Source organism: Thauera sp. AutoDN2 (assembly GCF_051280715.1).
Lineage (GTDB): Bacteria > Pseudomonadota > Gammaproteobacteria > Burkholderiales > Rhodocyclaceae > Thauera.
The window spans coordinates 228,335-253,457 of record NZ_JBNCAR010000001.1 but is presented as its reverse complement, the minus strand read 5'-3'; the positions used below and the strand labels follow the sequence as shown (position 1 = coordinate 253,457).

At 67.8% G+C, this 25,123-nt stretch carries 23 protein-coding genes; 17 read left to right on the top strand and 6 right to left on the bottom strand.

The annotated features are described in order from the left end of the window. Nucleotides 1–6: 6 nt before the first annotated feature. Nucleotides 7–921, bottom strand: a complete 915-nt coding sequence (gene ybiB, locus ACPT9U_RS01140) for a DNA-binding protein YbiB (RefSeq protein ID WP_435749622.1) — start codon at nt 919–921, stop codon at nt 7–9. A 125-nt stretch (nt 922–1,046) separates the two neighbouring features. On the opposite strand from ybiB, the gene ACPT9U_RS01135 reads away from it, so the two are divergent. Next, nucleotides 1,047–1,928, top strand: coding sequence for an NAD(P)-dependent oxidoreductase (locus ACPT9U_RS01135; RefSeq protein ID WP_435749621.1), 882 nt, complete (start codon nt 1,047–1,049; stop codon nt 1,926–1,928). A gap of 20 nt (nt 1,929–1,948) precedes the next feature. Beyond that, nucleotides 1,949–2,809, top strand: coding sequence for an NAD(P)-dependent oxidoreductase (locus tag ACPT9U_RS01130; RefSeq protein WP_435749620.1), 861 nt, complete (start codon nt 1,949–1,951; stop codon nt 2,807–2,809). Nucleotides 2,810–2,888: 79 nt separating this feature from the next. Here the strand turns inward: ACPT9U_RS01130 and ACPT9U_RS01125 are convergent, their stop codons facing one another. The 3 genes from ACPT9U_RS01125 to ACPT9U_RS01115 form a co-directional block, all read right to left on the bottom strand. After that, nucleotides 2,889–3,602, bottom strand: coding sequence for a class II aldolase/adducin family protein (locus ACPT9U_RS01125; protein ID WP_418363607.1), 714 nt, complete (start codon nt 3,600–3,602; stop codon nt 2,889–2,891). Further along, the gene (mtnA, locus tag ACPT9U_RS01120; protein WP_418363606.1) at nt 3,599–4,669 is read right to left on the bottom strand and encodes an S-methyl-5-thioribose-1-phosphate isomerase; all 1,071 of its coding nucleotides are present in this window, start codon (nt 4,667–4,669) and stop codon (nt 3,599–3,601) included. Before mtnA ends, ACPT9U_RS01125 begins: the two co-directional genes overlap by 4 nt. An 86-nt stretch (nt 4,670–4,755) precedes the next feature. Then, the gene (locus ACPT9U_RS01115) at nt 4,756–5,913 is read right to left on the bottom strand and encodes a pyridoxal phosphate-dependent aminotransferase (protein WP_418363782.1); all 1,158 of its coding nucleotides are present in this window, start codon (nt 5,911–5,913) and stop codon (nt 4,756–4,758) included. 129 nt (nt 5,914–6,042) lie between these two features. Here ACPT9U_RS01115 and ACPT9U_RS01110 point away from each other — a divergent pair, with 129 nt between their 5' ends. The 4 genes from ACPT9U_RS01110 to ACPT9U_RS01095 all read left to right on the top strand — a co-directional run bounded on the left by ACPT9U_RS01110 (nt 6,043) and on the right by ACPT9U_RS01095 (nt 10,737). After that, complete coding sequence (locus tag ACPT9U_RS01110; RefSeq protein WP_418363605.1) at nt 6,043–6,285, top strand: PP0621 family protein; 243 nt, start codon at nt 6,043–6,045, stop codon at nt 6,283–6,285. 16 nt (nt 6,286–6,301) lie between these two features. Continuing rightward, the gene (locus ACPT9U_RS01105) at nt 6,302–7,858 is read left to right on the top strand and encodes a sensor histidine kinase (protein ID WP_435749635.1); all 1,557 of its coding nucleotides are present in this window, start codon (nt 6,302–6,304) and stop codon (nt 7,856–7,858) included. After that, entirely contained in the window at nt 7,855–9,252 is a 1,398-nt protein-coding gene (locus ACPT9U_RS01100; protein ID WP_435749618.1) for a sigma-54-dependent transcriptional regulator, read from the top strand. Before ACPT9U_RS01105 ends, ACPT9U_RS01100 begins: the two co-directional genes overlap by 4 nt. Before the next feature lie 75 nt (nt 9,253–9,327). Next, complete coding sequence (locus ACPT9U_RS01095) at nt 9,328–10,737, top strand: MBL fold metallo-hydrolase RNA specificity domain-containing protein (protein ID WP_435749617.1); 1,410 nt, start codon at nt 9,328–9,330, stop codon at nt 10,735–10,737. A 69-nt stretch (nt 10,738–10,806) separates the two neighbouring features. Here ACPT9U_RS01095 and ACPT9U_RS01090 read toward each other — a convergent pair whose 3' ends face one another. Next, the gene (locus tag ACPT9U_RS01090; RefSeq protein WP_418363602.1) at nt 10,807–11,598 is read right to left on the bottom strand and encodes an outer membrane lipoprotein-sorting protein; all 792 of its coding nucleotides are present in this window, start codon (nt 11,596–11,598) and stop codon (nt 10,807–10,809) included. 44 nt (nt 11,599–11,642) lie between these two features. Here ACPT9U_RS01090 and ACPT9U_RS01085 point away from each other — a divergent pair, with 44 nt between their 5' ends. Beyond that, complete coding sequence (locus tag ACPT9U_RS01085; protein ID WP_418363601.1) at nt 11,643–12,401, top strand: ABC transporter ATP-binding protein; 759 nt, start codon at nt 11,643–11,645, stop codon at nt 12,399–12,401. Between the two features lie 3 nt (nt 12,402–12,404). Beyond that, complete coding sequence (locus tag ACPT9U_RS01080; protein WP_435749616.1) at nt 12,405–13,787, top strand: DUF1302 family protein; 1,383 nt, start codon at nt 12,405–12,407, stop codon at nt 13,785–13,787. A gap of 53 nt (nt 13,788–13,840) precedes the next feature. Here ACPT9U_RS01080 and ACPT9U_RS01075 read toward each other — a convergent pair whose 3' ends face one another. Continuing rightward, on the bottom strand, nt 13,841–14,638 hold the full coding sequence (locus tag ACPT9U_RS01075; RefSeq protein ID WP_435749615.1) for an N-acyl amino acid synthase FeeM domain-containing protein: 798 nt from the start codon (nt 14,636–14,638) through the stop codon (nt 13,841–13,843). 355 nt (nt 14,639–14,993) lie between these two features. On the opposite strand from ACPT9U_RS01075, the gene ACPT9U_RS01070 reads away from it, so the two are divergent. The 9 genes from ACPT9U_RS01070 (at nt 14,994) to ACPT9U_RS01030 (ending at nt 25,122) form a co-directional block, all read left to right on the top strand. Further along, nucleotides 14,994–15,575 (top strand): XrtA/PEP-CTERM system exopolysaccharide export protein, encoded by a 582-nt coding sequence (locus ACPT9U_RS01070; RefSeq protein ID WP_418363780.1) that lies wholly within the window; start codon nt 14,994–14,996, stop codon nt 15,573–15,575. An 86-nt stretch (nt 15,576–15,661) separates the two neighbouring features. After that, the gene (locus tag ACPT9U_RS01065; RefSeq protein WP_418363598.1) at nt 15,662–17,206 is read left to right on the top strand and encodes an XrtA system polysaccharide chain length determinant; all 1,545 of its coding nucleotides are present in this window, start codon (nt 15,662–15,664) and stop codon (nt 17,204–17,206) included. Between the two features lie 13 nt (nt 17,207–17,219). Further along, nucleotides 17,220–18,176, top strand: a complete 957-nt coding sequence (locus ACPT9U_RS01060; protein ID WP_435749614.1) for an XrtA-associated tyrosine autokinase — start codon at nt 17,220–17,222, stop codon at nt 18,174–18,176. Further along, nucleotides 18,160–19,680, top strand: coding sequence for a TIGR03016 family PEP-CTERM system-associated outer membrane protein (locus ACPT9U_RS01055; protein WP_435749613.1), 1,521 nt, complete (start codon nt 18,160–18,162; stop codon nt 19,678–19,680). Before ACPT9U_RS01060 ends, ACPT9U_RS01055 begins: the two co-directional genes overlap by 17 nt. Before the next feature lie 11 nt (nt 19,681–19,691). Further along, entirely contained in the window at nt 19,692–20,795 is a 1,104-nt protein-coding gene (locus tag ACPT9U_RS01050; protein ID WP_435749612.1) for an XrtA/PEP-CTERM system-associated ATPase, read from the top strand. Next, nucleotides 20,792–21,961, top strand: a complete 1,170-nt coding sequence (gene wecB / locus ACPT9U_RS01045) for a non-hydrolyzing UDP-N-acetylglucosamine 2-epimerase (RefSeq protein WP_435749611.1) — start codon at nt 20,792–20,794, stop codon at nt 21,959–21,961. The genes ACPT9U_RS01050 and wecB overlap by 4 nt, the downstream gene beginning before the upstream one ends. A gap of 1 nt (nt 21,962) precedes the next feature. Further along, complete coding sequence (locus ACPT9U_RS01040) at nt 21,963–22,802, top strand: XrtA system polysaccharide deacetylase (RefSeq protein ID WP_435749610.1); 840 nt, start codon at nt 21,963–21,965, stop codon at nt 22,800–22,802. Nucleotides 22,803–22,826: 24 nt separating this feature from the next. After that, the gene (locus ACPT9U_RS01035) at nt 22,827–23,876 is read left to right on the top strand and encodes a FemAB family XrtA/PEP-CTERM system-associated protein (protein WP_418363592.1); all 1,050 of its coding nucleotides are present in this window, start codon (nt 22,827–22,829) and stop codon (nt 23,874–23,876) included. 4 nt (nt 23,877–23,880) lie between these two features. Next, nucleotides 23,881–25,122, top strand: a complete 1,242-nt coding sequence (locus ACPT9U_RS01030) for a TIGR03087 family PEP-CTERM/XrtA system glycosyltransferase (protein WP_435749609.1) — start codon at nt 23,881–23,883, stop codon at nt 25,120–25,122. The last annotated feature ends 1 nt before the right edge of the window (nt 25,123 follow it).

Sequence of the window (25,123 nt, the reverse complement as noted above, 5' to 3'; positions counted from 1 at the left end):
GCGGGGTCAGCCTGCGAGCGTCTTCAAGGCTTCGACCTGCGACCGGATCGGTCCGGGTACGGGCACCTCGCCAGCCAGCATCGCCCGCACCAGGGCCGCATTCTCGGGCACGGATGGAGCATCCGGCAGGCCGGTGAGCGGCGGGGCTCCGCCATCTTCGCCGGCGACGCCGATCGAAGCCTCACCCTCCACATAGACCTTCATCTCCGGGCAGCGCCGCGGATTCGCGTAGATCTCGCCCTCGGTCCCGCGCATCAGCATCGCGCGCCCACCGTCAATGCGCAGGAAAGCGTCCATGCGTTCCAGATATTCGGGGTGCGTAACCGCCACCACGCGCACGCTGCGCCCGCGGCAGGGATCGATGAGCTTGGCCATGGTATGGCCGCTGGCGCGCACGCCCATACGCGTGCGCAGGGCGAGCAGCGGGTCGAGCCCCGGGAGCAGCTTGTCCACACCGATGCACGCGATGCGCCGCTGCGCGAGCTGTGCCGAGGCCTGCGCCGCGTCGGCTGCGGGCTGCAGCTCAAGTGCTTCGAGCAGCTCGAACGGACTCACCCGCGTCTCGAAATCGTGGCGTCCCTGGATCAGTACTGGCACGCCCTCGCGCGCCAGCAGCATCGCCACCAGCGGCATCAGGTTCGCCTGCCGGCGCGCGCCGTTGTAGGTTGGCAGCACCACGCAGCGCGGCCCGGCGGGTACTTCCACCTGTGCTGTGCGCGCGTCCATGGCCTGCTTGAAGCCCAGCAGCTCGGGCAGCGTCTCGCTCTTGATGCGGAAGGCGAGCAGGATCGCACCCAACTCCAGTTCGGGCACCTTGCCGTCCAGGATGTCGCCGAAAAGCGCCGCAGCGGCGGCCGTGTCGAGATCGCGAGCGCCCTTGGCGCCTCGACCGATTTCCTTGATGATTGCGCCGTAGTTCATGGCGCAGATTATGGCGGGCTTCCTGCGTGGCGACCAGTCGGGCGGTGCATGGCCGTCGCTGCGCGGTGCTCGCGGGCCCGTCGGGAATGGCCAGGCTTGGCTCAACGCTGGAGGATCATCACCCAATGGATGTCGGATTCATCGGACTCGGTCTCATGGGCCGGCCCATGGCCCTCAACCTTATCCAGGCCGGTCATCGCGTGCAGGTCTGGAGCCGGCGGCGGGCGTCCGTGCAGCCGCTGCTCGACGCCGGCGCAGGCGACTGCGCCAGCGCTGCCGAAGTGGCGCGCCGTGCCCCGATCACGATCAGCATGGTGGCCGACGCGCCGGACGTCGAGCAGGTCACGCTCGGCCCCGACGGTGTGGCGGAGGGGGCGGGCAAGGGGCACATCCATATCGACATGAGCACCATCGCCCCTGCAGCCGCACAGTCCATCGCCGCGCGCCTGGCTGTGCGCGGGGTGATCGCACTCGATGCACCCGTGTCGGGCGGCGAACCCGGGGCGATTGCGGGCACGCTCACCATCATGGTCGGCGGCGACGAGGCCGCCTGCGCGCAGGTGCGGCCGCTGTTCGAGGCCATGGGCGGGTCGATCACCCGCATCGGTGAAGCCGGCGCCGGTCAGGTCGCCAAGGCCTGCAACCAGATCCTCACCGGCGTCGGTGTGGCTGCGGTGGCTGAAGGCCTCGTGTTCGCGCACAAGAGCGGTGTCGATGGCGCCGCCGTGCGCGAGGCGCTGCTCGGCGGCCTGGCCTGGTCGCGTGTCCTCGAGAACCACGGTCGGCGCATGCTTGCGCGTAACTTCACCCCCGGCTTCAAGGCCTGGATGCACCAGAAGGACATGCGCATCGTCCTGGACGAAGCCCACCGCCTGGGGCTGGCGTTGCCGGCCGCCGCGGCCACCGCGCAGCTCTTCAATGCCATGGCCGGCAGCGGCCTGGGCGAGGATGATTCGGTCGCCATGCTCAAGCTCCTCGAGCGCATGAGCGGATGTGTCGGCGAATGACCGGGGTAGGAGGAAAGCCTATGAAGATCGGATTCATCGGCCTGGGCGTGATGGGCGAACCGATGGTGCGCCACCTGCACGCAGCTGGCCACGCGGTGGCGATCTGGGCACGTCGCCCGGAGTCTGCCGCGGCGCTCGTCGCCGAGGGCATGCAGTTGAGGGCCACGCCGGCCGAGCTCGCAGCACGCAGCGAGGTGGTCATTACCGTGGTCACCGCCAGCGCCGACGTCGAAGCGCTCGCCTTCGGTTCGGGCGGGCTGGCCGAGGGCTTCGCGCCAGGCAGCATCCATGTGGACATGAGCACCATTGCCCCGGCTACGGCACGTTCGCTCGCCGCACGCTACGCCGAGCGCGGCGTCGGCTGGGTCGATGCGCCGGTATCCGGCGGCGGGCAGGGTGCGCGCGATGCGACGCTGGCGATCATGGCCGGTACGGACGAGGAGACGCTTGACCGCGTGCGTCCGCTGCTCGAAGTGCTCGGCCAGCGCATCGTCCATATCGGCCCGCCCGGCGCCGGCCAGGTCGCGAAGGCCTGCAACCAGATGATCCTCGTGTCCATCCTCCAGGCCTGTGCCGAGGCCATGCACCTTGCCGCAGCGCACGGCGTGGATCTGGCCGCCGTGCGCCAGGCGCTGCTGGGCGGTTCGGCGGCTTCACGCGTGCTGGAGACCATGGGTGCGAAGATGGTCGCGCGCGACTTCTCCGCTGGCGTGGCCGCGCGCCTGCACCACAAGGATTTCGCCATCCTGATGGACGAAGCCGCCCGCCTTGGCGTGCCCTTGCCGGTGGCTGGCCAGGCCTGGCAGCAGCTCAACGCGCTGATGCATGCAGGGTGGGGGAACGACGACACTTCGAGCCTGCTGCGGGTGCTGGAGCGTTAGGCCGCTCGCGGGAAAGCCTGCCCCGCGGTGGGTGCGTGCCCGATTTCTGCAGGTTTCCCCGCGCTGCTTTGCCGATGTCTTAGCTGCGCGGCTTGCCGTACCACTTGAAACGTTCGAGCACTTCGGCCATCTCCGTCTCGGACAGCAGCACCGGCGGGCCGAGCTGCAGGCTGCGCCAGTACTGTTCGCACAGGGTCTCGAACTCGATCGCCAGCGCCAGCGCGTGGACGAGGTCGCGGCCGTAGACGACCATGCCGTGGTTGGCGAGCAGGCAGGCGTTGCGGTCCTGCAGTGCGGCGGCGGTGGCGTCCGACAGCGCCTGGGTGCCGAAGGTGGCATAGTCGGCGCAGCGCACGGTGCTGCCGCCGAAGCGCGCGATCATGTAGTGGAAGGGCGGGATCTCGCGGCGCTGGCAGGCGAGCGCGGTTGCGAAGGGCGCGTGCGCGTGCAGCACCGCACCGGCTGCGGGGTGGGCGGCGTAGATATCGTGGTGCAGCTTCCATTCCGACGACGGGGCGAGCGGGCCAGCGTAGCTGCCGTCGGCCTCGACCACCACCATGTCCTGCGGCTGGCTGCGCTCGGCAGGCCTGCCGCTGGGGGTGATCAGCATGCGCGGCGCGCCTGCCGGGCTGCATGCCGCAGACCCCAGTCGCACGCTGGCGTTGCCCGAGGTGCCGACGTTCAGGCGCGCCTCGCCCATCGCGCGCAGGGTTGCCAGCAGCTCCGCGCGCAGCGGGTCGTCGGGTTGCCAGCCGCCTTCTTCGTGGATGCAGATGCCCGGGGTGTCGCTCATGCCTTTTGCTCCGGATAAAGCCGCACCAGCTCACTTGCGGGTGCGATGCCGCGTTCGGTGATGATGCCGCGGATCAGCGCCGCCGGCGTGACGTCGAAGGCCGGGTTCGCAGCAAGTGTCTGGGCTGGCGCCAGGCGCACGTCGGTGATGCGACCTTCGGCATCGGTACCGCGCATGAGGCAGACCTCGTCGGCGCCGCGGTCCTCGATCGGGATGGCGGCGCCGTGCGGGCATGCGAAGTCCAGGGTGGAGTGCGGCGCGGCGATGTAAAAGGGCACGCCGGCCGCCTGCGCGGCGAGCGCCTTGAGGTAGGTGCCGACCTTGTTCGCGGCGTCGCCGTTGGCGGCGATGCGGTCGGCGCCGGTGATGACCAGGTCGACCGCGCCCCGCATCAGCAGCAGGCCCGCCGCGTTGTCGGCGATCAGGGTGTGGGGGACACCGGCGGCGCGCAGCTCCCACTCGGTGAGCAGGCCCTGGTTGCGCGGGCGGGTTTCGCTGACGAAGACCTCCACCGGGATGCCCGCGGCCTGCGCAGCGTAGATCGGCGCAAGTGCGGTGCCGGCGCCGCAGGTGGCGAGCCAGCCTGCGTTGCAGTGGGTCATCAGCCGCACCGGTCCGGCGCGGCGGGCGGCGATGTCGCGCATCAGCGCCAGGCCGTGTTGGCCAATTGCATCACAGGTCTTGGCGTCGTCGGCGCGGATGGCCTCGGCTTCGTCCCAAGCGGCTTGCAGGCGTGCGGCTGCGGGCAGGGTGGAGAGCCTGGCGTTCATGCGGTCCAGCGCCCAGTGCAGGTTCACCGCGGTGGGGCGGGTCGCGCCGAGTACCGCGAGAGCGTGAGTCAGCGCCTCATCGTTGCTGCCGCCCTCCATCAGCGCGAGCGACACGCCGTAGGCGGCGGTGGCGCCGATCAGCGGTGCGCCGCGTACCTGCATGCTGCGGATGGCGTGGGCGGCGTCGTTCAGCGTGCGCAGCACCACGGTTTCGGTGCGGAAGGGCAGCACGGTCTGGTCGAGGATGCGGACGGTGTCGCCGTCGCGCTGCAGGGTGGGGAGGGGTTGCGTGAACATCGGTTCGTCTCTAAAAGGTGGCGGTCGTTCAGGCGCTCCATTCGCGGGCTCCTGCGGCAGCAGGCGCACCCGCGAACTTCAAGCGTTCAAACCTTGCACAGCCGCTCGCAGGCTGCGGCGAGCGTGCGCTCGTTCTTGGCGAAGCAGAAGCGGATCACGCGCTCGTCGCGGCCGTCCGCGAAGAAGGCGGATACCGGAATCGCTGCCACGCCCACATTGCGCGTCAGATGCTCGCAGAAGGTCGCGTCCCCCATGTCCGAGATTGTCTCGTAGCGGGCGAGTTGGAAGTAGGTGCCCCGCGAGGGGAGCAGTTCGAAGCGTGAGCCGGCGAGCGCTGCGCGGAAGAAATCACGCTTGGCCTGGTAGAAGCCGGCGAGGCCGAGGTGGCGTGAGGCGTCGGCCATGTAGTCGGTGAGCGCGAGTTGCACCGGCGTGTTCACCGTGAACACGTTGAACTGATGCACCTTGCGGAATTCCGCCATCAGTTCGCGCGGCGCAAGCAGGTAGCCCACCTTCCAGCCGGTGATGTGATAGGTCTTCCCGAAGCTCGATACCACGAAGCTGCGCGCCGCGAGTTCTTCATGCGCGGCACAGCTCGCGTGTGTGGTGCCGTCGAAAACGATGTGCTCATACACCTCGTCCGCGACCACCACGATGCCGGTGTTGCGGGTGAGCGCGGCGAGCTGGTCGAGGTCGTCCCGCGACCACACCGTGGCAGTGGGGTTGTGCGGGGTGTTGATCATGATCATGCGTGTGCGCGGCGTGATCGCTGCCGCCACCGCAGCCCAGTCGGGTCGGTAATCGGGCGCGGCCAGGCGCAAGCGCACCACCCGCCCCCCGGCCAGCTCGATCGCCGGTACGTAGGCGTCGTACACCGGTTCGAACACGATCACCTCGTCTCCCGGGCGCACGCAGGCGGTCACCGCGGTGAACAGCGCCTGCGTGGCGCCAGCGGTCACGGTGATCTCATGCTCGACGTCGTAGCGCGCGCCGTACAGCGCCTCGACCTTGGCGGCGATCGCCTCGCGCAGCGGCAGGCAGCCCGCCATGGGCGCGTACTGGTTGTGTCCTGCGCGCATCCAGTGAGCAACGCGCTCGAACAGCAGGTCTTCGGCGTTGAAGTCGGGGAAACCCTGCGAGAGGTTGATCGCACCGCATTCCTGGGCGAGGCGCGACATCACCGTAAAGATGGTCGTGCCCACGTTCGGCAGGCGGGATTCGATGGGGGCGGGGAAGCTCGGCATGGCGGCAGTGGTCGAGGTGGGAGGGCGCATTGTCGCAAACCCGGCGGATGACGGGGAGCCGGGGCGCTGCATGCTAGAATCCGCCAGTTTCCGACTGCCGCTGGCGCCACCGTTCCCGCCTCTCCTATCGTGCGCAATCTGCTCATCATCGCTCTGGTCTTCATCGGCATCTGGTGGGCGCGTGGTGCGCTGCGCCGCTTCAAGGACCAGCAGACGATCCGGCGCAAGACAGGCGGCAAGCCCGTCGCAGCCGAGCGCATGCGCGAGTGCGCGCATTGCGGGCTGATCGTGCCCGAATCCGAGGGCGTGCGGGGCGAGGACGATTTCTTCTGCAGCGAGGCACACCGCCGTGCCGGCCGCCGCACAGAATGAAGCCCGTCGTGCGGTGATGCCGGAGGCGGATCGCGGGCGGCGTCTGTCGCTGCGTTATCTGAACCTCTTTCGCCTGATCCTGGCCGGCCTTTTCCTGGTCGCTGGACGCGAACTCGGGCTTGGCGCCGAGAGCCCGCGCATCTACTACCTCACCGCCTCCGGTTACCTCCTGGCCGTGCTTGCGCTGGGCTTTCCGGATGCGCAGCGCAGGCTCGGCTTCGATCGCACGGTGGCGCTGCAGGTGGTGATCGACATGCTGGCCCTGGCGCTGATCATGTGGGTCAGTGGCGGCTACCGCAGCGGCATGCCGGCGCTGATGATGGTCATGCTCGCGGGTGCGGGCCTGATCGTGCAGGGGCGCATGGTGCTGTTCGCTGCGGCGATCGCCACCATCGCCGTGCTGATCGAGAACACCTGGCGCTATGTCGGCGGCCTGCAGCCGGTCGATTCGCTGCAGGTCGGGATCTTCTGCGCGGGCTTCTTCGCCATCGCGCTCGTCGCCCGCCTGCTTGCGCTGCGCGCCAGTACCAATGCCACGCTGGCTGCCGAGCGCGGGCTGGCGCTCGCCAAGCAGCAGGCGGTCAGTGAACACATCATCCGCGACATGCAGGATGGCGTGATCGTGGTCGATGCCCGCGGGCGAATCCTGCATGCCAATCCGCAGGCGGCGAACATGCTGGGTATGGCGCACATGCGCTGCGAGGGCCTGGAGGGTCTGGCGCTCCCCGATCTGGATGCCGCCTTCGCGCCCATGCTGCAGGCACCGGTCAGCGAGGAGGGGCGACTGATCCGGGTCGGGCCGGCGGGCCGCCTGCTGCGCTGTCGCGCGGTGCCGGGTGATGCCGGAAGCGCCGCGCAAGGCGATACGCTGCTCTACCTTACCGACTTCGAGGACATACAGCGCCGGCTGCAGCAGATCAAGCTGGCAGCACTCGGCCGGCTCACTGCGAGCATGGCGCACGAGATCCGCAACCCGCTCTCGGCCGTCACTCAGGCGGCCGAACTGCTGCGCGACGAGAAGCGCGCCGAAATGCAGGCCCGCCTTGCGCGCATCATCAACGACAACGCGCAGCGCATCGAACGCATGATCCGCGACGTGCTGGCGCTCGGCCGGCGCGAGCAGGCCATGCCCGAGGCGCTGCCTCTGGCCGACTTCGTGCGTGAGGTGATCGAGGCGCGGGTGTTCCGCGATGCGAACGAGGAGGGGCTGTACGCGGTGGATATCGACCCGGCGCTGACGCTCGCCATCGACCGCGCGCACCTGCACCAGATCCTCGACAATCTGCTCGCCAATGCTGCACGCTACTGTTCGCGGACGCCGGGCGCTGTGCAACTGCATGCGGAGGCGGAGCCGGGCGAGCGTGTGGCGCTGCACGTGCGGGACGATGGCCCCGGCTTCGACGAAGATACCCGCACGCACCTGTTCGAACCTTTCTTCACCACCCACCCCAAGGGGACCGGCCTGGGGCTCTACATCGCCCGCGAGCTCGCAGAGGCCAACGACGCGGAGCTCGAGCTGTCGACCGCCGGTCCGGGGGCCGACTTCACGCTCCGGGCGCACCAGACACCATGACAATCGCCGACCGCCGCTCCCGTCCGCAATCCGTCGATGTGCTCGTCGTGGACGACGAGGACGACATTCGCGAACTGCTCGAGCTCTCGCTCATGCGCATGGGCCTGGCCTGCGACACTGCCGGCTCGGTCAGCGAGGCGCGCGAGTGCCTCGCTGACCGCCGCTATCGGCTGTGCCTCACCGACATGCGCCTGCCCGATGGCGACGGTCTCGAGCTCGTCGAGCACATCCAGAGCGCACAGCCCGGCCTGCCCGTTGCCGTCATCACCGCATTCGGTAGCATCGAGACCGCCATCCGTGCGCTCAAGCTCGGTGCCTTCGATTTCGTCACCAAGCCGGTCGAGCTCAAGGCCTTGCGCGAACTCGTCCACAACGCCCTGCGTCAGGCCGACGAGCCCGCCACGCCGCCGGCGGGAGGACGGGCGCTGATCGGCCACTCGCCGGCCTTCCTGCAACTGCGCGCCCAGGCCGAGAAGCTCGCGCGCAACCAGGCGCCGGTGTTCATCCACGGCGAATCGGGTACCGGCAAGGAGGTCATCGCGCGCTACATCCACAGCCTCGGCGCGCGGGCCACCCGGCCCTTCGTCCCGGTGAACTGCGGTGCCATCTCGCCCGAACTGATGGAAAGCGAATTCTTCGGCCACCGCAAGGGCAGCTTCACCGGCGCCGCCGCGGACAAGGAGGGGCTCTTTCAGGCCGCCAATGGCGGCACGCTGTTCCTGGACGAGATCGGTGAATTGCCGCTGGCCATGCAGGTCAAGCTGCTGCGGGCCATCCAGGAGCGCGCAGTGCGACCCGTCGGCGCCCACGCCGAGGAGGCGGTGGATGTGCGCATCCTCTCCGCCTCGCACCAGGACCTGGGGCGGCTGGTCGCCGAGGGACGCTTCCGTCAGGACCTCTTCTTCCGCATCAACGTGATCACCCTGCGCGTACCGCCCCTGCGCGAGCGTCGTGAAGACATCGCCGAGCTCGCCATGCACATCCTCGAACGCCTCGCGGCGCGCGAGGGCGGCACGCCGCGGCGGCTCGCCTCCGACGCCCTGCAGGCGCTGCAAGGCTACGCCTTCCCCGGCAACGTACGCGAGCTGGAGAACCTCCTCGAACGCGCCTGCGCGCTGTGCGACCGCGACGAGATCGGCGCCGCCGACATCGAGCTCCATCCCGACCAGACGAGCTCGGCCTGGCTCACCGACTCCGGGTTCGGGATGCCTGCGTACCATGACGAACCGCCGGAGTTCGATGATCCGCAGGCGGCCTCCGTCGATGAGGCTGAACGCCTGCGCATCATTCGTGCCCTCGAGCAGACGCGCTGGAACCGCTCCGCGGCCGCGCGCAACCTCGGCATGACCCTGCGCCAGCTGCGCTACCGCCTGCAGAAGTGGGGGATGGAGTAGCGCGCGGACCTGTTTTTACAATGTTGATTGCATTTTTGTCTGGCCTGGCGAAAGGGGTTTGAATAGAATTTCGTCATGAACCCGGTCATCCTTCACCACGGCGCCCGCAACGGCGTTACCGGCTCGTGCCACCAGCTCTTCATCGAGGGCGAAAACAGCCTGCTCATCGACTGCGGCCTGTTTCAGGGCACCGAAACCGCGCCCGACGGCAAGGCGGGTGCCGACCGGCTCGAGATTGACTTTCCGGTGCAGGGGATCGGGGCGCTCGTGCTCACGCATGTGCACATCGACCACTGTGGCCGCCTTCCCTGGCTGCTTGCGGCGGGCTTCAAGGGACCGATCTTCTGCAGCGAGCCCTCCGCGCGGCTGTTGCCCACGGTACTGGCAGACGCCTTTCAGGTTGGCGTGAGTCGAGACGCCCGGCTTGTCGAGCGCTATCTCGGCCTGGTCGAGCCGCGCCTCCGGCCGCTGCCCTACGGCAAGTGGCAGACGCTGTACCGCAGTGCGGGGGCCACCTGCCGCATCCGGCTCAAGCGTGCGGGGCACATCCTTGGTTCGGCCTATGTCGAGTGCGAGCTATCGGGCGCTGCCTGGCCGGACAAGCGCCGTATCGTCTTCTCCGGCGATCTGGGGGCGCCGCATGCGCCGCTGCTGACGGCGCCGCGCCCGCCCTGGCAGGCCGACGTACTCGTGCTCGAGTCCACCTACGGCGACCGCAGCCACGAGGATCGCCGCAACCGGCGCAAGCGCCTGCAGACCGTGGTGGAGCATGCGCTGGAGGATGGCGGCACGGTCATCATCCCGGCCTTCAGCATCGGCCGCACGCAGGAACTGCTGTACGAGTTCGAGGACATCCTGCACCGCGAGCGCCAGCGCCCCGGCCGGCACGCAGAAAAGTGGGGCGCGCTGCGGATCTTTCTCGATTCGCCGCTCGCGCAGCGCTTCACCGCGCTGTACCGCGAGTTGCAGCCCTTCTGGGACGCCGAGGCGCGTGCCCGCGTGCGATCGGGCCGTCAGCCGCTGGGCTTCGATCAACTCGTCGCCATCGACACGCATGACGCCCACCTTGCCAACGTTCAGCGCCTGGCGCGCAATCGCGCGCCGGCCATCGTCATCGCGGCAAGCGGCATGTGCGCCGGGGGCAGGGTGGTCAACTACCTCAGGGCCATGTTGGGCGATCCGCGCCACGATGTGCTTTTTGTCGGCTATCAGGCGCGCGGTACGCCCGGTCACGCGATTCAGACCTACGGCCCGCGCGGAGGTTACGTGGACCTCGACGGTGAGCGCATCGACATCCGCGCCCGCATCCACACCTTGTCAGGCTATTCCGCCCACGCCGACCGCGACGATCTGACCCGTTTCGTCACCCGCATGCGCCACCTGCCGGACGAGGTGCGGCTGGTGCATGGCGAGGACGACGTGCGTGCCGCGCTGGCGCGGCATCTCGTCGCGGCCACTGGCGGCAAGGTCAGGGTGGTGTTGTGAGCAGCGCTTCGGGGGCTTGCCGCGTCACCCCCTTTCTGCCGCGCGGCGCTTGCGGCTGCGGACGTTGCGTCACTGCTGCAGGCGGCGCAGGTACTCGCGGGTGAACATGCGTTCGGGCAGATCGCGCACGTTCATGTTCTCGTAGGTCAGCACCGACACCTCGCCCGGCTTGAGTGCGTCTTCCATCACCAGCCGGGTGGGGCGAACCTGGCCGGCCATCTCGCGGAAGTCCTCGTAGCGCGCGGTCTTCAGCAAGCGGCCCGAGAGCGCGTAGAACTCCGCTTTCAGCGGCCGGCTGTCGGCTGCGGCGATCCAGTACTTCACGCGCGCATAGGTCACCGAGCGGTCCACCGCCGCCAGATCCAGCACCAGCGCATCCGTGCCCTCCAGCGCCTCGCGCCCGGAGAGGCTCGGTCGGTAGTCGCCGGCGAAGTTCGCGCGCGCCAGGTCGCCATTGGCCACCTGCCCGGTCAGGCGCTGCGCGAGTGACAGGCGCACCGGCTGCGAGACGCTGGGCATGAACACCCACAGGTCGCGCCCGCGCATCAGCAGTGCCTGGCCGCGCTCGCTGGCGGGCTCCAGCGTCAGCACGATGGTGTTCTCGTTGCCACGCGACAGCACGCGGAAGGTGCGCGCGTCCTTCTCGACGCCGTCGCTGAGATTGCGTACCACGATCTCGGTCTGGAAGCTCTCGCGCGGAAAACGGATCGCGTCCGCGCGTTGCACGAGCCCGGCGGCCTCGTCATCGTTCGCCGGTGCGGCCGGTGCGGCGTCGTCGGCAGCCATCAGCGCGCCGGGCACACACAGGCCGGCTGCCAGGGTGGCGAGGAATCTGCGGCGGAATCGTAAGCTTTGCGTCATGAGTGCTATCCTCTTGGCGTTTGCATTCATTCTCGGTCCTTGCGATGGCAATCGTCCAGATCGAACACGTCAGCAAGCGTTTCCTCCTTGGCGAGCAGCTCGTGCTGGCGCTGGACGACGTCTCGCTGTCGATCGAAGAGGGGGTGTTTCTCGCCATCGCGGGCCCCTCCGGCAGCGGCAAGTCCACTCTGCTCAACATCATAGGCTGTATCGATACCGCCGATGAGGGGCGCGTCGTCATCGACGGTCACGACGTGTCCGACCGCACGCCCGACCAACTCGCGGACCTGCGCGCCAGGACCATCGGCTTCATCTTCCAGACCTTCAACCTGCTCCCGGTGCTCTCGGCCGAGGAGAACGTCGAGTACCCGCTGTTGCAGTTTCCCGAGCTCTCGAAGAAGGAGCGTGCCGAGCGCGTGCGCCGCTATCTCGACGTGGTCGGTCTGGAAAAATACGCCCACCATCGCCCCAACCAGCTCTCCGGTGGCCAGCGCCAGCGCGTTGCGATCGCCCGCGCACTGGCCACGCACTCGAAGATCGTGCTCGCCGACGAGCCAACGGCCAACCTCGACAGCAAGACCGGAACCGAGATCCTCAAGCTGATGCGCGACATCAATCGCAGCGCCGGCACCACCTTCGTTTTTTCCACCCACGACCGCAAGGTCATGAGCATGGCCGACCGCCTGGTACGCATCGGCGACGGCAGGATCACCGCGCTCGGCATGAAGAACGCCCAGCACTGGACCTTCGTCCCGAACGGCAGCCAGCGTGTACAGGAACCACCTCAAGCCCAGGAAGAATGAGCAATGCCCGGATTCACACAGCACGCGCGGCGTACGCTTGCCGCCCTGACCCTCGCAGCCCTCGCCTCAGGTATGCCCGCAATGGCCGCCGAGGAGGCCGGAGTGGAGCCGGCGCTGGATGCAGAGCTCGACGCCGAGCTTGACGCCTTGCTCGACGTCGGCTCGCCATCCGAGCCGGGAGGCTCCGGCCTTCGCTGGAGCGGCTATGCAGACCTGAGTGCGGCCTTTACGCTGCCCGCGCCCGATCACTGGTCGCATCTGCGCGCGCGTGCCGAGGTGACCGGCAGTGGCGAGCTTGCCCCGCGCGTGCGCTGGAAGCTCACTGCGCGCGCCGAGGCCGATGGCGCTTTCGACCTGGAGGACGGGCGCTACCCGGCCGCGGTACGCCGTGACCAGCGCCGCGATTTCCTGCTGCGCGAGGCGTACGTGGACGTCGGCCACGGCGACTGGGAGTTCCGCTTCGGGCGCCAGCAGATCATCTGGGGGGAGATGGTCGGCTTCTTCTTTGCCGACGTAGTGTCGGCGCGCGACCTGCGCGACTTCCTGCTGCCCGAGTTCGAGAGCATGCGCATCGCGCAATGGGCGGTGCGTGCAGAGTACTTCGGCGGCGACACGCACTTCGAGATGCTCTGGGTGCCCAAGCCGTCCTATGACGAGATCGGCAAGCCCGGCGGTGACTTCTACGCCTTCCCCTGGATTCCGGCGGGTACGGCCGTCGATGAGCGCAAGCCTGACAACGACGACCTTGGTGACGGCAACTGGGGTCTGCGGGTCTCGCACCTGGTCGACGGCTGGGATCTGTCCGCCTTCTATTACCGCAGCCACGATATCTCGCCCACCGTCGAAGCGCTCCAGCCCGGGCTGGCGTCGATGCGCCACGACCGGCTGCATCAGGTGGGCGGCACCTTCAGCAAGGATCTGGGGCGTTTTGTGCTCAAGGGCGAGGCGGTCCATACGCGCGGCCGCAGCCTCAATACCTTCACGCCCGCAGGTGTGCCCGGTGGGGTTGCCGTCGGGCTGGCCCCTACCGACATGGTCGACTATGCCCTCGGTGTGGATGTGCCAGTGGGCGACTGGCGCTTCAACGCTCAGTACTACGGGCGTTGGCTCGACGACCACCACCCCGCGATGGCGAGTGACCGTAGCGAAACAGGGCTGACCTTCCAGGCCGTGCGCAGCTTTGGCAGCGACGTGGAAGTCGAGATGCTCGCGGTCACCAGCCTCAACCGCAGCGACTACATGCTGCGCCCCAAGCTCACCTGGAAGTTTGCGCCGGCCTGGCGCATGGTGACGGGCCTGGATGTGTTCGGCGGTGACGATGCGGGGCTGTTTGGCAGCTACGACCGCAGCGACCGCGCCTACGTCGAACTGCGTCACTGGTTCTGAGCGTCGAGCCGGCCAGCGTCCCGGCGCCAACGCGGGGAGGGGCAGGCGGGTATTCAGCCGGCGGACTGCAGATCCTGGAGCAGTTGCTGCACGTCGTTGCTCGTCGGCAGCAGCCGCGCTGCGCGACGGCTGCGGCGATCCTCCGTCTGTTCGCGGCGGGCCACGGCGTCCTCGAACTCGTTCTGCGACAGATGCAGCAGCACGGCCGCCGCGCCCACACGCGGGCAGATCAGGCGCGGTCCTGCGAGGCGGTAGCCGAAAATGCGCTGGTAGAAGCGTGCATGACGTGGGTGGACCTCGATGAACACGTCGCTCATGCGCTCGGTCAGCCTGGCAAGCGCATACAGCGCCTGCAGCAGGCCGGCGAGTGCGTCCTGCGAGCCGAGCTCGGGATCGATCGCGAGTTGTGTAATTTCGCACACTCGCCCGCCTTTCGCCCGGACCGCATCGATCTCCTTGCGGTATAAGGTATCGGCAAGCAATCCGCTGCCGTGGTCCAGGCGCACGGTCAGGGTCGCAACCGCGCGTTGATCCTTCAATGCCACGATGTTCAGGTCGCGCCGGTCGAGTTCGACCGTGGTGCCGTAGGGGAAGAGTCCGCGCGCCGAGTACATGCGCTCGATCAGTCTTGCCGTCTCGCGCTTCAGCGGGTCATTCCCGTTCGCGATGCGGATGATGTAGCCCTTGCGCTCGAAGCTGAAGGCATGCAGGGGCAGTGCCGTCCAGGTGAAGTCCTTCGCGATGGGCCTGTGCGGTCCATTGCGCTTGTCGGGTGACGCGCCTGCGGCGTGCAGCAGATCGGCCGCCATGGGGGCACACTGGGCGTGTGCCGTGCCGAGGTTGGTGTGCATCGATTGTGCCCGGTGTGGTTTGCGGTGCGGCAGCTTCGGGTGTGTCCACGATCGGGCTGCGCGCTTGCCATCCATTGTCTTGCAACAAACATTCCTCAAGCTAGCGCAGCGCCTGCACCTAGTGTAAGCGATTGTGTGCGATTGTTCCTGGAACTGCATGCGCCTGCGCCGGTACGCTGAATCGTTGAAACGCGTTTTCCCGCGTCCTGGCGTGCGCAGGGCGCTGTCATCGGGTACGCTCAGCGTCGAATAATTGAATCGATCGTCGTATCATTCCCAATTCATGGAACTCTGAAGGGGTGTTGTCATGGTCATCAGCGCTCGAGGCATGTGGTCGAGGATTGTTCGTGTCGTGATGCTCGTCGGGGCGGCGGGTGCGCTCGCCGGGTGCGCCTCGTCCTTCCCGCCGGCGCCGTCCGCAGCAGCGGACGAGGAATACAACTACGTCGTAGGTTCGGGCGATACGCTCAACATCGTCGTATGGCGCAACCCAGAGCTGTCGATGTCGGTGCCGGTGCGCCCCGACGGCAAGATCACCACCCCACTGGTCGAAGACCTCGTCGCGCAGGGCAAGGACACCACCACGCTGGCGCGCGACATCGAAAAGGAACTCTCCAAGTTCATCCGCGAGCCGGTGGTCACCGTCATCGCCACCGGATTCTCCGGCCCCTACAGCGAGCAGATCCGCGTCGTCGGCGAGGCCGCGCAGCCGCGCATCCTCCCCTACACGCAGAAGATGACGCTGCTCGACGTCATGATCGCGGTCGGCGGGCTCACCCAGTTCGCGGACGGCAACAGCGCGAGCATCCTGCGCACCGGTGAGGGTAACAAGCAGTACAGCGTGCGCATCAAGGATCTGATCAAGCGCGGCGATGTCTCGGCCAACGTCGAGATGCGTCCGGGCGACGTCCTGATCATCCCGCAGAGCTGGTTCTGATCCAGTCCCGCTTCCGACTCAACCCCCGTGCAGGACCCACGCTGCGACCGCGGCGGGGTTCGGCGCGAACCACGTGAAGTCGATTCATGGAAGAACTCGTATCGCAGATCACCGGCTACCTGCGCGGCATGTGGCGTTACCGCTGGTGGGGCCTGGCGCTGGCGTGGATCGTCGGCATCGTTGCCGGGGTCGTCATCTACAAGATGCCGGACAAGTACGAGTCGAGTGCTCGGGTGTTCGTAGACACGCAGTCGGTGCTTCGCCCGCTGATGGCCGGGCTGGCGGTGCAGCCCAATGTCGACCAGCAGATCGCCATGCTGAGCCGCACTCTGATCAGCCGCCCCAACGTCGAGAAGCTCATTACCATGGCCGATCTCGACCTCGGCATCCACTCGACCGAAGAGCGTGAGGCGCTGATCACCCGTCTGTCCAAGGACCTGCGCATCGGCTCGGCCGACCGCACCAACCTCTTCACGCTGTCCTATGCCGACACGCGCCCCGACCAGGCGCAGCGCGTGGTGCAGTCGCTGCTGTCGCTGTTCGTCGAGTCCGGCCTGGGCAGCAAGCGCCAGGACGCGGACGCTGCGCGCCGCTTCATCGAGGAGCAGATTCGCAGCTACGAGCAGAAGCTCACCGAGGCGGAAAACCGCGTCAAGGAGTTCCGTCTGCGCAACATGGGGGTGCTGGGCGATGGCGCGGCAGATTACGTCTCGCAGATTGGTGCCCTCAATGCGCAACTTCAGGCGGCTCAGCTCGAACTGCGCGAAGCCGAGAATGCCCGCGACTCCCTGCAGCGCCAGCTCGTCGGTGAGGAGCCGGTGCTGCTGCCGCAGACACCCTCGGCGTCCGCGGTGTCCATCCCCGAGATCGACGGGCGTATCGACACCCTCAAGCGCAATCTGGACGAGCTTCTGCTGCGCTACACCGACCAGCACCCCGACGTGCTCGGCACCCGCCGCCTCATCGAAGATCTCGACGCGCAGAAGCTCAAGCAGGTCGAGGCCATGCAGGCAGGTGGTGGCAGCCAGTTCGGTGCGCTCGACTCGAACCCGGTCTATCAGCAGATGAAGCTCGCGTTCGCCCAGGCCGAGTCGCGCGTTGCCGCGCTGCGGGCGCGCGTCTCGGAGTTCCAGAGCCGGCTCTCTCAACTCGGCGAGCGGGCGCGAATGGTGCCCGAGGTGGAGGCCGAACTTGCCCAGCTCAACCGCGACTACGCGGTCCACAAGAGCAACTACGATGCCCTCGTGGAGCGCCGCGAATCCGCCAACATCGCCGTCGAGATGAACACCCAGACCGGGGTGGCCGACTTCCGCGTCATCGACCCGCCCACGCTGCCCACCGCGCCCTCCGCGCCCAACCGCATCCTGCTCATCCCGCTTGCCGGTCTGGCAGGCCTGGCCGCGGGTTTCGCGCTTACTTTCCTGATCAGCCAGCTTCGTCCCGCATTCAGCGACCCGCGCATGCTGCGCGAGGTCACCGGCTTGCCGGTGCTGGGCATGGTGTCCATGCTGCCCACCCCCGAGCGCATTTCGGCGCGGCGGCGCGGCCTGTTTGCGTTCGGTTTGGGGCTGGTTGCGTACACGGGGGCGTTTGCCGCCGCAGTCGTCGCCTTGCGGCTGATTCAGGGTTGAACGGGACAACACGATGAGTCTTATCGAAAGAGCCGCACAGCGGCTTGACCAACTCAAGCAGGCCTCTGCCGAGCCCTCCGACGAAGCGCTGCAGCAGGCGGTCGCCCGGGCCGCAGAGCCGGCGGCGGCAAAGGCCGCTCCCGTGCCGGAGCCCGCGCCCGTGTCGGAGGCTCAGTCGCAAGCTGCGGCGGCCTCCCTGCCTGCGCATGCCTCGCGCGGCGTGTACATCGATCTCGCGATGCTCGAAGCCAAGGGCATGGTCACGCCCGACCGCCCACGCTCGGCCATTGCAGAGGAGTACCGCGTCATCAAGCGGCCGCTGCTGCGCAACGCCACCGACACCAGCGAAGCGCGCATCGAGAACGCCAACCTGATCATGATCACCAGCGCCATGCCGGGTGAGGGCAAGACCTTCAGCGCGATCAACCTGGCGGTCAGCATGGCCATGGAGCTCGACTACACCGTGCTGCTGGTCGATGCCGATGTTTCGCGGCCCTCGGTGTTCCGCCAGCTTGGCCTGCCGCCGGAGCGCGGCCTGATGGACGTGCTCGCGGGTGACGCCACCGATCTCGGCGATGTGCTGTTGCGCACGAACATCGAGAAGCTCTCCATCCTGCCGGCGGGCATGCCGCATGCGCGCGCGACCGAACTGCTCGCTTCCGAGAACATGAACCGCCTGCTCAAGCAGATGGCGACCCGCTACTCCGACCGCATCATCATTTTCGACTCGCCCCCGCTTCTGGTCACGACCGAGTCGCGCGTGCTCGCCACCCACATGGGGCAGGTGGTCGTCGTCGTCGAAGCCGAGCGCACCACGCACGCGTCCATCAAGCAGGCCCTGGCGACCATCGAGAGCTGCCCGATCAAGCTCATGATGCTCAACAAGGCACGCAGGCAGAGCCACGGCTCGTACTACGGATATGGATACGGATATGGCTATGGCGAAACGGCCCGTGAAAACGCAGCCTGAACCTCGTACGCCGTGCCTTTCCCTGCTCGGCGCCGCCCTGCTGGCGCTTGGCATGGCGGGGCACGCGCAGGCGCAGACGGTGCGGATCCAGCCCTCGCTCGACAACCGGCTGACCTGGACCGACAACGTCGATACGAGCGCGACCAACAAACAGAAGGACTGGATCGCCGAGATCTCACCCGGTCTGTCCATCAGTCGCGAATCCGGCCGCTTCAGTGGTGGTCTCGACATGCGTCTGCGCAACCTCGCGCATGCGGAACGCACGGAGGACAACACCACCTACCTCGCGCTGCAGGGGCGCGGCACGTTCGAAGCCATCGAGGACGCCTTTTTCGTCGACCTTGCTGCCTCCATCAGCCGCGATAACCGTTCCGCCTTCAGCGGCCGCTTCGGTGGCGACACGCTCGACACCGACGAGAACAACGAGACCCGCCTGTTTTCGATCGCGCCGCGCTTCGCCTTCCGCTTCGGAGCCAGCGGGGAGGGCCGGATCGGCTATCAGCAGCGCTGGCTCACGGGCGGTGACAGTACCCTGGGCGATCAGCGCAGCGGCACCTGGCAAGCGAGCGTCACAGATCCGGTCGCGCTTCGGCTCTTCGGTTGGGGGCTGGAGTACGTGCGGACCGACACCCGCTACGATGAAGGCTCCAACCGTGACGTCGAGCAGGAGGTCGGTCGGGCCACCCTGTTCGTGAACATCGACCCGCAGTTCCGCGTGCGCGCCATCGGCGGGTACGAGTCCAACGACTACGCCACGGTCAGTGGCGAGCGTGGCGCCATCTGGGGGGCCGGCTTCGACTGGTACCCCAACGAGCGCACGGCGATCTCCGTTACCGGCGAAGACCGTATCTTCGGCACGGGGTACGACGTCAGCCTGCAACATCGCATGGCACGCTCGGCGCTCACGCTCACCGCGCGGCGCGACATCTCCTCCTCGCTGCAGGATCTCGCCGGCGGCTACGCCATCGACCCCCTGTTCCAGGCCATCTACCAGATCCTCGGCGCCATCGACCCCACGCTCAGCGACCTCGAGCGCGAGCGGATCGCGCTGGACGAGTATCGCGCGCGCGGCGGGCAGGGCATCCGCTCCAATGCCTACTTCCTGGAGCGGGCGTTCGGGGCGGGGTATTCGATCAGCGGTGTGCGCAACACCGTCTCGATCTCGCTTCAGCAAAGCGAGCGCCAGCGCCTGAGCACGCTGTCCGGCTTCGTCCTCAACGATGATCTGGCCGACTACGACAAGATCCGCACGCGCTCGGCGTCCCTGTCCTTCAACCACCAGTTGTCCGGGCTGGCGACGCTCTCGGCGGGCTACCTGCGTTCGCGCTCGGAAGGCGAAGGCGTGACCGACGACACCACCACGCGCTCGTCCTACACCCTGGGCCTCACCCGACGCCTTGGCGCCCAGGCCAATGGCGGCGTCACCTACTCGCACATCAAGTCCGAGGGGCGCGACGCCTACACCGAGAACGCAGTCACCGCCACCTTCGGCATGCGGTTCTGAGTCACGCATCGATGTACGAATCCTTCTTCAAGCTCCGCGGCAAACCCTTCCAGCTCAACCCCGATCCGGCCTTCTTCTATGGCAGTCGCGGGCACCGGCGGGCCATGGCCTATCTCGAATACGGCCTGCACCAGAGCGAGGGCTTCATCGTCATCACCGGCGAGATCGGTGCGGGCAAGACCACGATCGTGCGCAGCCTGCTCGAGCACCTCGACCCCGAGCGGGTGGTCGCGGCCAACATCGTCAGTACCCAGATCGACGCCGCCGACGTGCTGCGCATGGTGGCTGCGGCCTTCGGCGTGCCCAGCCGCAACCTGGACAAGGCCGGGCTGCTGCTCGCCATCGAAACCTACCTCGTGTCGGTCACTGCCGCGGGCAAGCGCGCGCTGCTGATCGTGGACGAGGCGCAGAATCTCTCCGCGGCGGCGGTGGAGGAGTTGCGCATGCTGTCCAACTTCCAGCTCGAAGACCATGCCCTGCTGCAAAGCTTCCTGGTCGGACAGCCGGAGTTCCGCGACATGATGCAGCGCGTCGAGATGCAGCAACTGCGCCAGCGCGTGATCGCCTCCTACCACCTCGGCCCGCTCGACGCGCAGGAAACCCGTGGCTACATCGAGCACCGCCTCAAGCATGTCGGCTGGGCCGACGATCCCCGCTTCGAACCCGGCGCCTTCACCGCCATCTACGGCTACACCGGCGGCATCCCGCGCAACATCAACACCCTGTGCGACCGGCTGCTGCTTTCCGCGTATCTGGGCGAAAGCCATGCCATCACCGAAGCGCACGTGCGCGAGGTGATCGACGAGCTCAAGGAGGAGTTCGCGTCGGCGCGGGCGCGCCCGGTGCACAGCGCAGCCATGCGCGCCCAGCCGCGCGCCAGCGCGACCGAGCGCGTGGCGATGCCGGAAACGCTGGGCAACCTCGCGCTGGACCGGCTGCATGCCTCGCCCGAGCTGGCCGAGCAGACCGCAGCGCTCGCTGGCAGCTACGACCTGCAGCGCATCGAGGCGCGCCTGGCGAGCCTGGAGCAGTCGGTGTCTGCAGCGGTGATGTTGCTCAATCAACTCGTCCAGGCCGTGCGCCGCGACGACCCCAGCCAGGAAGAATCGCGATGAGCTCCACCGTCACCATGCAGGCGCCTGTCATCTGTGTCGTTGGTGCGCGCCCCAACTACATGAAGGTCGCGCCCATCATCCGCGCCTTCGCCGCGCACAACCCGCCGATCCGCACGCTGCTGGTGCACACCGGCCAGCATTACGATCCGGCGATGAAGGACCGGCTGTTCGCCGATCTCGAACTGCCCGAACCCGATGTCAACCTCGCCGTGGGCTCGGGGTCGCACGCGGTGCAGACCGCCGAGGTCATGAAGCGCTTCGAGCCCGTCCTCGATGCGCACGGCGCGCGTGCGGTACTGGTGGTGGGGGACGTAAACTCCACGCTCGCCTGCGCGCTGGTCGCCTGCAAGCGTCACATTCCGGTGGTACACGTGGAGTCCGGCCTGCGCAGCAACGACCGCCGCATGCCCGAAGAGATCAACCGCATCCTCACCGACCAGATTTCCGATGTGCTCTACACCACCGAGCGCTCCGCCCACGACAACCTTGCGCGCGAAGGCATCCCCGCAGAGAGCGCGGTCTTCGTCGGCAACGTCATGATCGACAGTCTGCGCGCCAGCCTGCCCAAGGCCGTGCCTGCCGATGTGCTGCTCGCCCAGTCCGGGCTCGACCCGCAGCGCATCGCGGGCGGCTATGGCGTGGTCACGCTGCATCGACCGTCCAACGTCGACGCCGCCGAGACCCTCGGCCCGGTCATCGACGCGCTGCACCACGTCAGCCAGCGCCTGCCGCTGGTGTTCGCACTGCATCCGCGCACGCGCAACAACCTGGAACGCTTCGGCATGCTCGACCGGCTCGCCGCACCGGGCTTCCTCGTGCTGCCGCCACAGGGTTATCTGGAAATGCTCGGCCTCATGTCGGGCGCGCGCATGGTGCTCACCGACTCGGGCGGCATCCAGGAGGAAACCACCGCGCTCGGCGTACCCTGCATCACGATCCGCGAGAACACCGAGCGCCCGATCACCGTGGAGCAGGGCACCAACACCTTGGTGGGGGTGCGCGGCGAAGCCATCATCGCCGCCGCCGACGAGATCCTCGTCAACGGCGGCAAGGCTGGACGCACGCCCGAATACTGGGATGGTCGCTGTGCAGAGCGCATCGCCGCCCATCTTCACGACTGGCTCGCCGCGCATGAGGCGGCAGGCCCGCCTGCCGTACAGGTGTGACATGGACGCACGCATCACCAACGCCTTCACCTGCGACGTCGAGGACTACTTCCAGGTCTCCGCCCTCGCCCCGCACTTTCCGCGCAGTGGTTGGGACAGCGTGCCCTGCAGGGTGGAGCGCAACGTCGACCGCATCCTGGAGCTGCTGGATGGCCACGGCGCGCGCGGCACCTTCTTCACCCTGGGCTGGCTTGCGGAGCGCTATCCGGCCATGGTGCGGCGCATCTCCGATGCCGGGCACGAGGTCGCGAGCCATGGCTACGCCCACCAGCGCGCCAGCGACCTGAGCCCGCACGAGTTCGGCGCCGACATCCGTCTCGCGAAAGCCATCCTCGAGGACATCTCCGGGAGGGAAGTCACCGGCTACCGCGCGCCCAGCTTCTCCATCGGCGAATCCAATCTCTGGGCGCACGACTGCATCGCCGAAGCCGGCTATCGCTACAGCTCCAGCGTGTACCCGGTCAAGCACGACCACTACGGCATTCCCGACGCACCGCGCTTTCCCTGGCGGCTCGACAACGGCCTGCTGGAAGTGCCCGTCACCACCCTGAACCTGCTCGGGCGCAACTGGCCAGCGGGCGGCGGCGGTTTCTTCCGGCTGCTGCCGTACCCCATTTCGCGCTGGCAGATCGCGCGCGTCAACGCAGGCGACCAACGCCCTGCGATCTTCTACTTCCACCCGTGGGAAATCGACCCCGAGCAACCCCGCGTGACCGATGCCACGGTCAAGACCCGCTTCAGGCATTACATTAATCTCAGACATACCGAAGCACGGCTCGACCGTCTGCTGTCGGATTTTGCCTGGGGGCGTGCGGACGAGGTGTTCTGCAACGCCGCCTGACCTGCCTGGAACCGAAGGGAAAAGATGGACCGACTGCCCGTTGTCGTCAGCCTGCTCACCGATGAGAAAGTCCCCGCGTGGGACGCCTTCGTGCGCGCCTGCCCGCAGGGCACCTTCTTCCACCTGTCCGGCTGGCGCGAGATCCTCGATGAGGTGCTGCGGCACCGCAGTTTTTACCTGTATGCCGAGCGTGCCGGCGAGATCGTCGGTGTGCTGCCGCTCGCCGAGGTGCGCAGCCGCTTGTTCGGCCATGCGCTCGTCTCCCTGCCGTTCTGCGTCTATGGCGGCGCGGCGCTTGCCCCGGATGCCGGCCCCGAAGTGCTGTTCGAGCTTGAATCCAAAGCAGAGACGCTCGCGCGCGCGCTGGGTGTGCAGCACCTCGAATACCGCAACCTCAAGGCCCGCCACGCGGACTGGCCGCGGCAGGACCTCTACGTCACCTTTCGCAAGGAGATCCTCCCCGAGGTCGAGGCCAACCTGCTCGCCATCCCGCGCAAGCAGCGCGCCATGGTGCGCAAGGGCATCAAGAACGGCCTGGTGAGCGAGATCGACGCGGGCGTCGAGCGCTTCTTCGCGCTCTACGCCGACAACGTGCTGCGCCACGGCACCCCTGCGCTGCCCAGGGCGTTCTTCCAGCGCCTCAGGGACGTCTTCGGCGAGGCCTGCGAGGTGCTCACCGTGGTCAGCCCCGAAGGCAAGCCGCTCTCCAGCGTGTTCAGCTTCTACTTCCGCGACGAGGTGCTGCCCTATTACGCCGGCGACGACCTCGCCGCGCGCGACCTCGCCGCCAACGACTTCAAGTACTGGGAGCTCATGCGCCGCGCCTGCGAGCGCGGGTGCAAGGTCTTCGACTACGGCCGCAGCAAGGTCGGCACCGGGCCGTACAGCTTCAAGAAGAACTGGGGCTTCGAACCGCAAGCCCTGTCCTACGAATACCGTCTGTACAAGCGCGACAGCGTGCCGCAGAACAACCCCATGAACCCCAAGTACCGCGCCTTCATCGCGCTCTGGAAGCGCCTGCCCATCGGCGTGGCCAATCGCCTGGGGCCGCATATCGTGCGCAACCTGGGGTAGTGCGGTGACGCAGGACTCCCAGCACGACCAGCCGGGCCGCCCGCCGCTGCTCTACCTCACGCACCGCATCCCCTATCCGCCCAACAAGGGCGACAAGGTGCGTTCCTTCAACATCCTGCGCCAGCTCTCGCGCACGCACCGCGTCTGGCTCGGCACTTTCGTCGACCACCGCGACGACCTGCAGCATGTGGCCACGCTCAAGCAGTGGTGCGAGCAGGTCTGCGCCATCCCCATCGAGCCGCGCATCCGCCGCATCGCCAGCCTGCGCGGCCTGCTGCGGGGCGAGGCGCTGAGCCTGCCGTACTACAGCAGCCCGCGTCTGGCCGAGTGGGTGGCGCGCACCATCGGTGAACACGACATCCGCGCGGCGGTCGCGTTTTCGGGGCCCATGGCGCAGTACCTCGACATGCCGGGGCTCCAGCGTCGCGTCATCGACTTCTGCGACGTCGACTCTGCAAAGTGGGCGCAGTACGCCCCCGAGCACCGCTGGCCCATGTCCTGGCTGTACCGTCGCGAGGGCGAGCGCCTGCTCGCGTTCGAGCGCCAGGCCGCCGCGCAGGTCGATGCCAGCCTCTTCGTCACCGAGGCCGAAGCCGAGCTCTTCCGCCACGCCGCGCCTGAGGCCGCGAGCTGTGTGGGGGTGATGCAGAACGGTGTCGATGCGGACTTCTTCTCTCCCGCCAACGCCGGAAAGTCGCCGTACCCGCCCGGTGGCCCGGTCATCGTGTTCAGCGGCGCCATGGATTACTGGCCCAATGTGGATGCCGTCACCTGGTTTGCCACCGAGTTGCTGCCGCGCATCCGCCAGACCGTGCCCGACGCCCGCTTCTGGATCGTCGGCATGAACCCGGCACCGGCGGTGCAGGCGCTTGCGGGCGAGGGGGTCGCCGTCACCGGCACCGTGCCCGACGTGCGCCCCTACATCGCCCATGCGGATGTGGTCGTCGCCCCCCTGCGCATCGCGCGCGGCATCCAGAACAAGGTGCTCGAGGCCATGGCCATGGCGCGCCCGGTGGTCGTGTCCGCCGACTCCGCCACGGGTCTCGCCGCCCGCCCCGGGCACGATTTCGAGATTGCCCGCGACGGCGACGACACCGTCCGCCACGTCCTCGCGCTGCTCGCCGATCCCGCCCGCCGCAGCACGATGGGCACCGCCGCGCGCACGTGCGTGGTGGAACACTACAGCTGGCAGGCGCATCTCGCCCAACTGGACACACTGTTGCGTCCGCCTCCGCCAATCCCATGAG

Bases quoted from the DNA above. Each gene is read 5' to 3' on its own strand.
- ACPT9U_RS01035 (WP_418363592.1), top strand. From the start codon at position 22,827: ATGGACCGACTGCCCGTTGTCGTCAGCCTGCTCACCGATGAGAAAGTC.
- ybiB (WP_435749622.1), bottom strand. From the start codon at position 921: ATGAACTACGGCGCAATCATCAAGGAAATCGGTCGAGGCGCCAAGGGC.
- ACPT9U_RS01075 (WP_435749615.1), bottom strand. From the start codon at position 14,638: ATGCACACCAACCTCGGCACGGCACACGCCCAGTGTGCCCCCATGGCG.
- mtnA (WP_418363606.1), bottom strand. From the start codon at position 4,669: ATGTTCACGCAACCCCTCCCCACCCTGCAGCGCGACGGCGACACCGTC.
- ACPT9U_RS01095 (WP_435749617.1), top strand. From the start codon at position 9,328: ATGAACCCGGTCATCCTTCACCACGGCGCCCGCAACGGCGTTACCGGC.
- ACPT9U_RS01065 (WP_418363598.1), top strand. From the start codon at position 15,662: ATGGAAGAACTCGTATCGCAGATCACCGGCTACCTGCGCGGCATGTGG.
- ACPT9U_RS01070 (WP_418363780.1), top strand. From the start codon at position 14,994: ATGCTCGTCGGGGCGGCGGGTGCGCTCGCCGGGTGCGCCTCGTCCTTC.
- ACPT9U_RS01090 (WP_418363602.1), bottom strand. From the start codon at position 11,598: ATGACGCAAAGCTTACGATTCCGCCGCAGATTCCTCGCCACCCTGGCA.
- ACPT9U_RS01100 (WP_435749618.1), top strand. From the start codon at position 7,855: ATGACAATCGCCGACCGCCGCTCCCGTCCGCAATCCGTCGATGTGCTC.
- ACPT9U_RS01040 (WP_435749610.1), top strand. From the start codon at position 21,963: ATGGACGCACGCATCACCAACGCCTTCACCTGCGACGTCGAGGACTAC.
- ACPT9U_RS01050 (WP_435749612.1), top strand. From the start codon at position 19,692: ATGTACGAATCCTTCTTCAAGCTCCGCGGCAAACCCTTCCAGCTCAAC.
- ACPT9U_RS01080 (WP_435749616.1), top strand. From the start codon at position 12,405: ATGCCCGGATTCACACAGCACGCGCGGCGTACGCTTGCCGCCCTGACC.
- ACPT9U_RS01105 (WP_435749635.1), top strand. From the start codon at position 6,302: ATGCCGGAGGCGGATCGCGGGCGGCGTCTGTCGCTGCGTTATCTGAAC.
- ACPT9U_RS01060 (WP_435749614.1), top strand. From the start codon at position 17,220: ATGAGTCTTATCGAAAGAGCCGCACAGCGGCTTGACCAACTCAAGCAG.
- wecB (WP_435749611.1), top strand. From the start codon at position 20,792: ATGAGCTCCACCGTCACCATGCAGGCGCCTGTCATCTGTGTCGTTGGT.
- ACPT9U_RS01125 (WP_418363607.1), bottom strand. From the start codon at position 3,602: ATGAGCGACACCCCGGGCATCTGCATCCACGAAGAAGGCGGCTGGCAA.
- ACPT9U_RS01135 (WP_435749621.1), top strand. From the start codon at position 1,047: ATGGATGTCGGATTCATCGGACTCGGTCTCATGGGCCGGCCCATGGCC.
- ACPT9U_RS01115 (WP_418363782.1), bottom strand. From the start codon at position 5,913: ATGCCGAGCTTCCCCGCCCCCATCGAATCCCGCCTGCCGAACGTGGGC.
- ACPT9U_RS01085 (WP_418363601.1), top strand. From the start codon at position 11,643: ATGGCAATCGTCCAGATCGAACACGTCAGCAAGCGTTTCCTCCTTGGC.
- ACPT9U_RS01130 (WP_435749620.1), top strand. From the start codon at position 1,949: ATGAAGATCGGATTCATCGGCCTGGGCGTGATGGGCGAACCGATGGTG.